The sequence below is a fragment of the Flagellimonas iocasae genome, assembly GCF_042682725.1.
In the GTDB taxonomy this organism is placed as follows: Bacteria; Bacteroidota; Bacteroidia; order Flavobacteriales; family Flavobacteriaceae; genus Flagellimonas; species Flagellimonas iocasae.
The window spans coordinates 52,983-65,817 of sequence record NZ_JBHUHU010000004.1 but is presented as its reverse complement, the minus strand read 5'-3'; the positions used below and the strand labels follow the sequence as shown (position 1 = coordinate 65,817).

Here is a 12,835-nt window from a genome sequence, read left to right as displayed (position 1 = left end):
CTTAAAGGTGATAGCAGATGGGGAGGAAAGGGAAATCCCTATTTCTTCGGTCAAGGTAGGTCAAACGATTTTGGTTAGACCGGGAGAGAAAATCCCTGTGGATGGAACGGTGTCCAAAGGAAGTTCCTATGTTGATGAAAGTATGATCACGGGCGAACCCGTCCCTGTAGAAAAGACAAAGGATGAAAAAGTTTTTGCCGGTACCGTAAACCAAAAAGGAAGCTTTCAGTTTGTAGCTGACCGGGTGGGAGGGGAGACCCTTTTGTCCCAGATCATCAAGATGGTGCAGGAAGCACAGGGGAGCAAGGCGCCCGTACAAAAATTGGTGGACAGGATTGCCGGTATTTTTGTTCCCGTGGTAATGACGATTTCACTGGTGACATTTATCACCTGGATGTTCCTGGGGGGTGAGGACGCTTTTACCCATGCACTGTTGACCGCAGTTGCCGTATTGGTAATAGCTTGTCCCTGTGCGCTGGGTTTGGCAACCCCCACGGCCATCATGGTGGGAATCGGCAAGGGGGCCGAACACAATATCCTCATCAAAGATGCGGAAAGTTTGGAGTTGGGTTACAAAGTAAATGCCATTGTCCTGGATAAAACGGGAACCATAACAGAAGGAAAGCCAATGGTGACCGATATGGTCTTTGCGGACCATGTGACCGATCACAGGGCCCTGGAGCAAATTTTATATGCCATGGAAGGGCAGTCCGAACATCCCTTGGCTGAAGCCGTGGTCTCCTTTTTAAAAAATAGAAAGGTAAATCCGGTCGAAATTTTGAACTTCAATAGTATTACAGGAAAAGGTGTTCGCGCTGAGGCATTGGATGGAACCCAATACCTTGTGGGCAATCATAAGTTGATGGTCGAAAAAGGAATCGCCATGGATGACAACCTGGGGCACATGGTCGAAGGGTTAGAGCAGGAGGCCAAAACGGTCATATACTTTGGCGGTGGAGGCAAGGTGAAGGCGATTTTGACCATTATGGATAGTATAAAGGAATCCTCAAAGGAAGCCATACGGGAAATGCAGGGGAATGGTATGGAAGTTTACATGATGACCGGTGATAACAAGATGACCGCCGAAGCCGTATCACAACAGGTGGGTATCAAAAGCTATGAAGCCGAAGTACTCCCATCAGAGAAAGCTGATTTTGTGAAAAGGCTTCAAGAAAGTGGAAAGGTGGTCGCCATGGTGGGCGATGGTATCAATGATTCGCAGGCACTTGCCCAAGCAGATGTCAGCATCGCCATGGGCAAAGGGTCCGACATAGCCATGGATGTCGCGAAAATGACCCTGATCACCTCTGATTTAAATGCGATTCCCAAAGCGCTGAAGCTCTCCCATAAGACCGTTATAGGTATAAGACAAAATCTTTTTTGGGCCTTTATATACAATATCATTGGAATTCCTATAGCTGCAGGGCTGCTGTATCCGATCAATGGATTTTTGTTGGATCCGATGATAGCTGGTGCCGCTATGGCCTTTAGCAGTGTATCGGTCGTATTGAACAGTTTGAGACTTAAAACAATTAAACTTTAATAATTCTCTAATTTAAAATTGATGAACATGAGTACATTACAATTCAAATCAAATATTAAGTGCAGTGGGTGTGCCAATACCGTAAAACCATTTTTGGATAAGGTGGATGGCGTGACCGATTGGTCGGTTGACTTTGCCTCCCAAGACAAATTATTGACCGTTCAGACTACAAGTGCCACGGAAGAGGAAATTACCTCTGCCGTTGAATCGGCTGGATATCATTTGACCAAGAAATAAAGGAATGTCCAGAAGAATATATTAAATGGTTCGAATAGGATTGGGGGTTACCTTAATCCTATTCGGGTTGGATATGTTTTTTGAACTTCTTCCGCACAACCAAGTGATGATCAAAGAATTTGTGTTCGCTTGCCATGGGCTGCTGACCAATGAATTTATAATGTCCATGGTAGGTGTTGTCGAACTTATATCCGGAATATGCTCGATTATTGGAAGATGGATAATCGTTGCACTATCGGTCATGGTCTCCATTGCTTTTGGAATCCTTGGTTTTAACTTTAAGGTTGATATATAGCCTTTTTATTGATATTTTATAACCATTGGGGTTGCCATATCCCAAACCTCTTTAGAAGACACGGCCGTAATTGCTTCGTCCCTATCTCATAACTTGCACACATGACGATATAGGTCGTGTTAAAAATCAAGCTGAACTCCCTTTAGGAAACCGATGTGTGTAAGCCATGATCAATCTTATTCCGGAGTTGTACATCCAAACACAATAGTAGGATTTAGTTCATCTACAATTCCAATGCTTTCGGTATAGGGTTACAGTAAGCTAATTGGTGAAATGGGTAATAGGGGAATCAAAGCTCCTCTTCATATTTTTTTAAAAAACAAATCATTTAAAGATTTTTTTATAATTTGTTAACGTTTTTTGGTATTTATTCTATTGGTCACTTCAGATCAAAGAATTGAAATAAGGAGCTTATACAGCTTCCCTTTATTAAAAATAGCCCAAGATTGTATTGGGGGATTTTTATGTAACGGCACTTTTTCGTTTGAGATAAAGGTAGTTCATGCCACTTTGCTTGAACTACCGCTACGTTAAGAGCGTGAGACAGGTATTGGTGATACAATGGAAGTATTCCCAATGGTCGCGCGCTGAATGACCAAGACGAAAATATATGGACCAAAAAAAATACAGTGATGAACATCTTCTTGTTGAGCAGCTGAAAGAAGGCTGCCAAGAAGCCTATGGATACCTTTTTGGGATATACCATAGAGAACTGTGCAATTACATGACGGTGGTCTCTGGCAGTACAAGGGTCGCCGAAGATATAGCCCAACAAACTTTTATTAGGTTATGGGACAACAGGGAACGGTTGGTTGTCCAAGAAAACAAACTAAAGCATTACATCTTCAAAATAGCCTACCACCTCTTTATAGACTCAAAACGGAAAAAGAAAAAGGAATTTGAGTTGTTGGAGAGTCTCAAACAAGAAGCGTATCTGGAAGTTGCAGATACCGATGCTTCACTTTTTGAGGAACGATTGAAAAGAGTGGAGACCGAAATAGAAAACCTCCCCGAACAGTGTAAGCGGGTCTTTATAATGAGTAAAAAGGAAGGCCTTAAATACCAAGAGATCTCCGAGAGACTTGATATATCCATCAAAACTGTTGAAGTGCATATGGGCAAAGCACTGAAAAGACTTAGGGCCCAACTGACCATTTTCTTCTAAAAACCTCTCTGTAGGTTCATTTTCCCTGAATTGTTCCTTCTAAAGTTTCAGGGCAAAAAAAGCATACTCCATAATTTTTGTGTTAAAAAAATAAATTCAGGTAAGGGTTTTTTGAAAAACTGCGTCTGTTTTATAAAAGAGATAAATTTTCACCGATGACCAAGTTCGATATAAGAAGAACTATTACAAGATACATCAACCAGGAAGCTACCCAAGAAGAATTGTCAATGTTGTATGAGTGGGTAAAAAAGGGGAACAACCAAGAAGTGTTCAAAAAGTATGTTCAGGCAGATTTCCTGATAAATTATCAGAACAGATCTTGGAAGTCTGAGGAAGCCTTCAAAAATTTCTTGGAAACCATAAAAGAGAATGACTCCAAAAAGGTAAGGTCATTGTTGGTACGCGGAGATATGTGGAAATATGCGGCTGCCATAGTGGTAATTGTATCCACATCCTTGTTTGCATTGCTATACAGTACTCCGCAAGAGGATATGACTCCTCGAGTGGACTTAAATATGATAACGTTGCAATTGGAGAATGGTGAAGTGTTGAATCTAGACCCAAGTGCCAATGGAACGATTAAAAGCAAAAAGGGAAATACTGTTTTTTCTTTGGTAGAAGGAGTACTCACCCAAAAGAATGGAACCAAAGGGAAGAAAGTGGAAAAAAACAATGTACTGAAGATCCCTTATGGGAAAAAGCTCTCGGTAACCCTACAAGATGGTACCGTGGTCATGTTGAATTCGGGGTCTACATTGAGCTATCCGGCTAGTTTTTCCGGGAAGGACAAAAGAGAGGTGTATTTGCAGGGAGAAGCCTTTTTTGAAGTGGCCAAGAACCCGGAACAACCGTTTTTTGTCAAAACCAATACAATATATACCCAAGTGTATGGTACAGTGTTCAATGTATCCGCTTATACAGAGGATGGAGTGGCGGAAGTGGTTTTGGTAGAAGGCTCGGTAGGAGTTGGGGAAGTTGATGTAAATACCTCCAAAACCCCACAAATGCTAAAGCCCTCACAAAAAGCTTCAAAGCTACTTGATGTGGAGAGTGGTTTTGTTGTGGAAGATGTGGATGTTTCTTCATATGTGTCGTGGACCAAAGGCATATTGACCTTTGAAAACGAGGCGATGTCCAACATTATAAAAAAGCTGGAGCGTCAGTATAACATACGGATTATAAACCAATTTGAAGAATTGGGTGAGCGAAGATTCACGGGAATGTTCGATGTGGAGGACATAGACCGGGTTTTGAAAACAATTCAGACCCATACCCGCTTCAGCTATCAAAAAGAAGGAAAAACAATAACAATAAAAGAACCTAACAAACAATAGTGCTTATGATTTGAAGAACCAGTAGACCAAAAAACGAATACTTAACTAACTAGACTAAAAGAATTATGAAAAAAACCAAAACTATCCATGCTTTGTCGCCAAAGGTCGGTAGAAGAATATTATGCTGTTTTTTCTTACTGTTTATATTCGGCCATTTGAAAGCGGCATCATGTACGCAAGAGGATATTGTTGCCATAAGCTTTGAGAATACGAAGCTAGGGGATGTATTTGAAATGATTACAGAATCAACCGGATACAAGTTTTTCTATGAAGCTTCCGATGTTGACCTGAACCATAAGGTATCCATATCCCGCAAAGACCTTTGTGTTGAAGATTTCATGAAAGAACTTTTCAAGGATACGGACCTGTACTTTGAGGTGATCGCAAGGCAAATTGTGGTGAAGCACAAAGACAAGGGGCCACTGCCCAATTTAGTTCCCCAGAAAAGAATTGATGCACCAAAGCCGCAGTCCAACCTTTCGGGTACGGTTCTGGACGAAGCAGGTATGCCCTTGCCGGGGGCAAGTATTGTGGCCAAAGGGACCACAGTGGGTACAACTACCGATTTTGACGGGAAATTTACCATTACATTGCCAGCAGGTGTTACCGAAATCCAAGTAACCTATATTGGGTATAGACCCAAAGAAGTGAATGTGGCAGGACAGACCTCCATCACGGTTTCCATGGAACAGGATGCCGCTGCCCTTGAAGAAGTTGTGGTAGTGGGGTATGGAACATTGGCCAAAACCAAGGTGACAGGTTCTGTAGTCTCCATTACCCCAGAAACCATTGTTGAGGTTCCCGCACTGACCCCGGAAGGTGCCCTGATCGGCCAAGTTTCCGGTGTGCAGGTACAGGAAGTCTCCGGTGAACCAGGAGCGGCCCCTAACATTAGGGTGCGTGGTTCAGGTTCTATTTCTGCGGGAAACGACCCATTGTTTGTTGTGGACGGAATCCCTATTTCGCGTAACCTTACCTCATCAAGTCAGTTGGGAGGTGTTGCCAATAGAAGGGCTACGTTCCAACCCCCGACCATTAATCCATTGGCTACGCTAAATCCAAATGATATTGAATCCATTCAAGTACTCAAGGATGCAAGTGCCGCAGCTATTTATGGATCTAGGGGAGGTAATGGGGTTCTTTTGATCACCACCAAGAAAGGGTCCAACTCTGAAGAAGGAGTATTTTCTTTTGATTCTTATGTGAGCATACAGTCCGTTGCCAATAAGTTGGATTTGATGAATGCCCAAGAATTGATAGACTATACTACGGATGCCAGGAACAACAATTATCTGGCCTCTGTTGATGGAGCTTCCATCAATGATCCCATAGGACCCGGAGATAGAGGGAATGCCAACTACGAACTACCGGAATCCTTTGTTAACTGGGATGGTACGGATACTGATTGGCAAGACCTTATCTTTAAGACCGGGATAGTTCAGAGTTACAATTTTTCATACGCATCACCGGTAAGGAACAAGACAAGTTTTTATGTATCCACGGGCTATTTTTCCCAAACCGGGGTTATAGATAAGGCGAAGTTTGAGCGGTACTCCGTACTGCTGAACCTAAATTCCCAACTTGCCAAAAAGTTGAACTTGGATGTAAGATTGGCCCCGACCGTTACCGAAAACCAACGGGTACCGGCATCTTCACCTTATTTTGCCACGCCTCCAGGTATCGTCTATTCAGCCATAGTGCATTCTCCAACAGTGAGTCCATACAATCCTGACGGTACCATAAACCAACTGAACAACCAATCCTATTTGGGAGGTGGGACCACAACGGCAAGTAATCCTTTGGCAATCATCGAAGCCGTGGATGACCAAATATTCCAATTTCAGACAAGGGGAAGCCTTGCATTGACTTACGATATTTTACCGGAGTTGAGTTTTAAGACCTTCGGAGGGGCATACATTAATTTGTACAATCAGGATTTTTACCGTGCCAACACATTGTTGTACAGAAATTCGGCGGATGGTAACCCGTATGGACAGGCATCATCTTCCACAGAGACCAATTGGCTTTGGGAGAATACCCTCAATTGGAAAAAGGAATTTGGAGACCATTACTTGGATGCTGTTTTGGGATATACCGCCCAAAAGGACAATTTGACATTGAAACAGGTATTGGCCAACAACTATCCGGATGATTTGGTTCCCACCATCAGTGGGGGACAGGTGTTTGGTGGCACCTCTGTAAAGGAACAGTGGTCGTTATTGTCCTCTCTATTCAGGGTCAACTACAGTTACAAGGACAAGTATTTGTTTACCGGTACGATTCGTTCCGATAAATCATCCAGATTCGGAAAGAATAACCAAACGGGATATTTTCCTTCTTTCTCGGTTGGATGGCGATTGAACGAAGAATCGTTCTTGGTCGGGTCAGAAACCGTTTCCGAGCTAAAACTTAGATTGAGTTGGGGGCAGACGGGTAACTTTGAGATTCCCAATTATGGGGCCGTTGGCCTATTATCCCCCCAAAACTATAACTTGGGAGGAAATGAAATCAACGGTTTGGTCCAGAGTACCATTCCCAATCCCAATCTGACTTGGGAGAAATCGGAACAGATTGATGCAGGTATTGAACTGGGATTGTTCAACAATCGAGTTTTTCTTTTGGCCGATTACTACGATACAAAAACCAGAGATTTGTTGTTGAATGTTGCCATTTCCTCGGTATCTGGGTTTGAAACTACGTTGAGAAATCTTGGTGAAGTACAAAACAGGGGATTTGAGATTGCGTTGAGCACCAAGAATTTTGTAGGAGATTTTACGTGGAATACGGATATCAATTTTTCAACCAATAAGAATGAAGTGCTTTCGCTCAATGAAGGAAACGAACCCATTTATTCTTCAGGTAGTGCCGGTGTACGCCACGTAACAAGGGTAGGAGACCCGATAGGAAGCTATTACGGATATGTAGTGGACGGTATATACCAATCACAGGCAGAAATAGATAGTGCTCCCCTGGATACCCAGGCTCCTGATCCAGGTGTCGGTGATTTCAAGTTCAAGGACATTGATGGGGACGGAGAGATCACTCCAGATGATAGAACGGTTACCGGGAGTTATTTTCCGGATTTTACCTGGGGGGTAAACAATAGGTTCAAGTACAAGAACATAGATTTGAGCTTCTTGATCCAAGGAGTCGAAGGGAATGAGATCTTGAACCTTACCTCAAGACATATGAAGAACGGGGAGGCCAATTTTAATTCCTATGCCATTTTCAATGAACGATGGAGGTCGCCTTCCGACCCTGGGAACGGGTCGATTCCACGGGCGGACAGAGAATCTGGAAATCATGGAAATAACAACAGACCGTCTTCTTTCCAAGTAGAGGATGGGTCGTATATCCGATTGAGGAATGTGACCTTGGGTTATACATTGCCAACCAATAATCTTTTTGGAAGCAACATCCAGAAACTTAGGTTCTATGTTACGGGAACAAATCTTTTTACGATTACCGATTACCTTGGTTACAACCCAGAGGTGAGTAGTATTACCACGAACAGTTTAACCCCGGGCGAGGATTATGGAGCATTTCCATTGACCAAATCCTTTACCCTAGGAGTAAACTTAAAGTTCTAACCTAAAAAATGGAAAACATGAAACGAGTTCTATATATAATACTATGCACGGTTCTATTCGCCGGATGTAGTGAAGACTTTACCGACCTTGCACCAGTATCCAATAGGAATGAAGCCGATTTCTATAATTCTGCGGATGATTTTGAAGTGGCCATCAATGCAAGTTATTCAGGGCTTCAAAGCACAGGAATTTATGGAAGGGGGTATTGGACCATGTTCGAGATGCGAAGCGATAATACCGATCAAGGTCCGGATGCCACAGGGTTGGCACGTCAATACACCGAAATCAATTCCTTTACCGAAGATGCGTTGAACGAGCAGATTACTTCCGCATGGAGTGAATCGTACAAGGTGATTGCCAATTGCAACGTGATTTTGGAACGGATACCTAATGTGGAAATGGATGCCTCCCTAAAGAACAGGGTCACAGGAGAAGCACTGTTCATTAGATCATTGGTGTACTATCATATGGCCATCGGTTTTGGAAACATCCCTTTACAGCTTACACCATATATCTCTGGGGAAGAGCTGACACAGGTCGACCAAAACACGATTTTGGGACAATTGGTCACGGACCTGACCGCGGCCGAAGATGCCTTACCGGTTTCTTACTCGGGCAGTGAAGTGGGAAAAGCAACAAAGGGAGCGGCTGCTACTCTTTTGGCCAAGGTATTGCTGACCTTGGGTGAAGATTCTGCTGCTGAAACGGTACTTCGGAGAATCATAGCCAATTATGGATATGAACTGCTTCCAGACTATGCCGATTTATGGGGTGTGGCCAATGAGAACAATGCGGAATCCATTTTTGAGGTGCAATACATCAGTGGGGGGATTGGACAAGGAAGCCTTTTTACCAACGATTTTTCACCCAGTACCGATTTGCAAACAGGCTCAGGATTTGGGCGAAACCGACCTACGGTTTCCATGTTGGAGGCATATGAGGACGGTGACCTTCGGTATGATATATCGATGGGGGATTCTTATGTGGATTTGGAAGGAGAGACCATAGAAGCTAGGTACATCAAAAAGTACCGATCTGATTTGGCAATTGAAAACGATTCCGATACCAACTTTGTGGTTTTTAGATATGCAGATGTACTTCTTATGCTGGCCGAAGCATTGGGGGAAACACCCGAAAGCTATGATTTGATCAATGAGATTAGGAATAGGGTAAATCTTCCCGATATTGATGCCTCCACTCCAGGAACCTTCGAAGAAAAACTATTGCAGGAAAGAAGAGTGGAGCTTGCTTTTGAGAACCATAGATGGCCAGATTTAAAACGCTTTGGTATGGTGGATAAAATCCAGGATGCTGAACCCTTCATCACCGGGACAAGGGAGTTTTTCTATATCCCACAACGTGAGATGGACATTAACCCAAATTTTGTACAGAACTAAGCAATGACTTTGATTACGTTATAATGTGTTTTCATTATTTAAGTTAGTTTGATTGGTAGCGCCCCAAAAGACCATGAATCCCTACTTATGATGCTATGGGTGCCATTGTCAAAAAGGACAGGGGTCCGTTTCATAAAGTTGCTTTAAAAGAATCGACCAAAATCACAATTATTAAATTTTTAAGGAACCTAATATAGATTATACGATGAGAAAATTAATGATGGCAATTTGCCTTTGCTTTGCCTTTGCAACCATCCAGGCACAAGAAAAAAAAGTACTCAATATTATAGCCATTGGGGCACACCCTGATGACTGTGACTCAAAATTCGGGGGTACTGCAGCACTCTTTGCAAAAATGGGCCACAATGTGAAATTTTTGGCGTTGACCAACGGAGACGCAGGCCACCAAAGCATGGGAGGAGGGCCATTGGCCAAAAAGCGCAGACAAGAGGCCAAGGATGCGGCCAAAGCTTTGGGTATTGCGGAATACGAAGTTCTGGATAACCATGATGGGGAGCTGTTTCCCACTTTGAACGTTCGACTGGAGGTAATCCGAAGAATACGTGGCTGGAACGCTGATATCGTTTTAGGGTTGAGACCCAATGATTATCATCCCGATCATAGAAATGCAGGTTCCGTTGTACAAGATGCAGCCTACATGAACATTGTGCCCAACGTAGCTCCGGACACACCACCCCTTAAAAAGAATCCAGTTTTTCTATACATGAGCGACCACTTTAAAAAGCCATACCCATTCCAAAAAGACATTGCGGTGATAGTGGATGATGTGATCGATACCAAAGTCAAAGGTTTGGCGGCCCACGATTCACAAATGTTCGAATGGTTGCCATGGACCAATGGAATGGACCTTGCCACCATTCCCAAAGGAGAAAAGGAAAGACTGGCATGGCTGAAGGACAGATGGATGAACAGAAAACCCGATGCCGGCACTTTGGAAGTCGTAAAGAAGTGGTATCCCAACGTGGATGTCTCCAAAGTAAAGCAGGTGGAGTTCTTTGAGATTTGCGAGTATGGAAAACAACCGACCGAAGAAGAAATCAAGGAATTGTTCCCCATGCTGGGTACAGAATAGGAGTGGACCAATATTTGGAACCCCAAGATTAAAATAACCAACCAAAAATGGAGCACAACAAGGCCACAACCAAAAGATATTTTCACATCATTGGGTTGGTAATGATCGTATTCTTTGTAATATCCTTCATCACCAACATACTGAACTCCATAATAGTGGATGTTAAGGGTAGTTTTGATCTAAGTCTGACTTTGACAGGCCTACTGCCATTTACATTCTTTATCGCATATGGGATCATGTCCATACCTGCAGGGTTCCTTTCCGAAAGGTTTAGTGAGAAGACCTTACTGTCCGTATCCTTTCTGGTAATGGCCATTGCCTCTATGGGCTTTGCCCTTACCCCACAGTACAGCGTGTTCAGTATTACACTATTTATACTGGGTTGTTGTATGGCGGTCCTTCAGGTCATTATTAATCCCATGTTACGCGTGGCCGGAGGTGAGGAACATTTTGCCTTCAACTCGGTACTGGCGCAATTGGTGTTTGGGTCAGCGTCTTTTTTAAGTCCTTATCTCTATAAATACTTGGTGAACAAGGAAGAGGTTTCCAACGATATGATTGCAGACATGTTGCGGGGATGGGTGCCTGAGGATTTGCCTTGGGCCTCGCTCTATATTGTGTTTGCCGGAATATCCCTTTTGTTGTTTTTCTATGTTTTTTTTACCAAATATCCAAAGTTTGAAAAGACTGAGGAGGAAAGGGCAGGGGACAAAAGCTCCTATTGGGATTTATTGAAAAACAAATGGACCTTACTGTATTTTATAGGGATGTTTTGTTATGTGGGTACGGAACAAGGTGTTGGAAATTGGATATCCCAATTCTTATCCGAATACCACGGACTTGACCCACAAACCACAGGAGCTGACACTGTATCCTATTTTTGGGCCATGTTGACGGTAGGATGTCTGCTGGGCCTTCTATTGTTGAAGTTTATGGATAGCCGGAAACTGTTGATTTTCGCAACATCCATAACCATAGTCTGTCTTATTTTGGCCTTGACAGGCTCATCCCAAATGGCATTGATAGGTTTTCCAATGGTAGGATTCTTTATTTCGGTAATGTATTCCATTATAGTTTCATTGGCGCTCAACTCGGTAAAGGAACACCATGGTTCGTTGTCCGGAATTTTATGTACCGGTATAGCAGGTGGGGCGGTCATTCCATTTATGGTAGGGGGGCTGGGTGAAATGTTGACCCTGAAATCTGGAATGTTTTTTCTGATACTGCCCTTGGCATTTATTCTTTCCATCGGCTTTTGGGCCAAACCCTTGGTAAATAATAAGACGATAAGCTTAAAGAAGGAACAGTGAAAGGGATTGGAGCAGAGGTTCTTGGGGTTGATATAGGTGGAACTAAGATCAAATCGGGCAGGGTGATGGGAAACAGAATAGTGGATACCCATCTCATTGAAGTAAATCGAGATGATTCAGAGGAAATTGCCCTCAATAAGGTGTTTGGGGCCATTGATGAGCTTATGACTGATTCAATTCGAGCCATAGGTATAGGTGTTCCCGCGGTAGTAGATCCAGATTCAGGAATGGTATATGATGTACAAAACATTCCATCTTGGACAAAAGTTCCTTTGAGAAGAAAAGTTCAAGATCGGTACAATGTGCCTGTCCATATTAACAACGATGCCAACTGTTTCGCGTTGGGCGAGAAGCATTTTGGGAAAGCCATGGGATATTCGAATTGTGTAGCGCTTTCATTGGGAACAGGATTGGGTATGGGCATTTTGGTGGATGGAAAGCTATACAATGGCGTACTGTGCGGAGCGGGGGAAGTAGGTATGATTCCTTATAAGGATGGGATTATGGAGCATTATGCAGGTAGTTTTTTCTTTGATGAAAAATACGGGGAGTCGGCCAAAGCCTTATTCAGGAAGGCCATGGATAAAGATAAGTTAGCTCTACAGGCGTACAAGGAATACGGAGTTCATCTAGGAGAAGCCATCAAGGCCATTCTTTATATGTATGCTCCCCAAGCCATAGTCCTTGGCGGATCCATAAGCAAGGCATATGCGTTTTTTAAAGAATCGATGCATGAAACCTTAATTTCATTTGCTTATCAAAAACAATTGGAACAAACAAAAATTGAAACATCAGACTTAATGGATGCTCCCATATTGGGCGCGGCTGCATTGTGTCTGTAAAATGTATAATCGTATTGCACAAATGAGAA

10 protein-coding genes are annotated in these 12,835 nt (G+C 43.1%); all 10 read left to right on the top strand.

Annotation, left to right across the window (positions count from 1 at the left end):
- A partial coding sequence (locus ACFSJE_RS14035; protein WP_379831576.1) for a copper-translocating P-type ATPase occupies positions 1 to 1,543 on the top strand: 1,543 nt, incomplete at its 5' end.
- A gap of 27 nt (positions 1,544 to 1,570) precedes the next feature.
- Positions 1,571 to 1,780: a heavy-metal-associated domain-containing protein gene (locus ACFSJE_RS14030; RefSeq protein ID WP_051947607.1), complete on the top strand. Its 210-nt coding sequence runs from the start codon at positions 1,571 to 1,573 to the stop codon at positions 1,778 to 1,780.
- A gap of 25 nt (positions 1,781 to 1,805) precedes the next feature.
- Positions 1,806 to 2,075: a DoxX family membrane protein gene (locus ACFSJE_RS14025; protein ID WP_036383518.1), complete on the top strand. Its 270-nt coding sequence runs from the start codon at positions 1,806 to 1,808 to the stop codon at positions 2,073 to 2,075.
- A gap of 610 nt (positions 2,076 to 2,685) precedes the next feature.
- Positions 2,686 to 3,240 carry an RNA polymerase sigma factor gene (locus ACFSJE_RS14020; RefSeq protein ID WP_036383520.1) on the top strand — a complete coding sequence of 185 codons (555 nt, stop codon included), beginning with the start codon at positions 2,686 to 2,688 and terminating at the stop codon, positions 3,238 to 3,240.
- Positions 3,241 to 3,395: 155 nt separating this feature from the next.
- Positions 3,396 to 4,574 carry a FecR family protein gene (locus tag ACFSJE_RS14015; protein ID WP_051947309.1) on the top strand — a complete coding sequence of 393 codons (1,179 nt, stop codon included), beginning with the start codon at positions 3,396 to 3,398 and terminating at the stop codon, positions 4,572 to 4,574.
- Between the two features lie 65 nt (positions 4,575 to 4,639).
- The gene (locus tag ACFSJE_RS14010; protein WP_036383522.1) at positions 4,640 to 8,164 is read left to right on the top strand and encodes a TonB-dependent receptor; all 3,525 of its coding nucleotides are present in this window, start codon (positions 4,640 to 4,642) and stop codon (positions 8,162 to 8,164) included.
- Between the two features lie 17 nt (positions 8,165 to 8,181).
- On the top strand, positions 8,182 to 9,561 hold the full coding sequence (locus tag ACFSJE_RS14005) for a RagB/SusD family nutrient uptake outer membrane protein (protein WP_036386573.1): 1,380 nt from the start codon (positions 8,182 to 8,184) through the stop codon (positions 9,559 to 9,561).
- Between the two features lie 205 nt (positions 9,562 to 9,766).
- Positions 9,767 to 10,654: a PIG-L deacetylase family protein gene (locus ACFSJE_RS14000; RefSeq protein WP_036383524.1), complete on the top strand. Its 888-nt coding sequence runs from the start codon at positions 9,767 to 9,769 to the stop codon at positions 10,652 to 10,654.
- A 47-nt stretch (positions 10,655 to 10,701) separates the two neighbouring features.
- Positions 10,702 to 11,964, top strand: coding sequence for an MFS transporter (locus ACFSJE_RS13995; protein ID WP_036383526.1), 1,263 nt, complete (start codon positions 10,702 to 10,704; stop codon positions 11,962 to 11,964).
- Positions 11,961 to 12,806, top strand: a complete 846-nt coding sequence (locus tag ACFSJE_RS13990; RefSeq protein WP_225604830.1) for an ROK family protein — start codon at positions 11,961 to 11,963, stop codon at positions 12,804 to 12,806. Before ACFSJE_RS13995 ends, ACFSJE_RS13990 begins: the two co-directional genes overlap by 4 nt.
- Positions 12,807 to 12,835 lie beyond the last annotated feature (29 nt).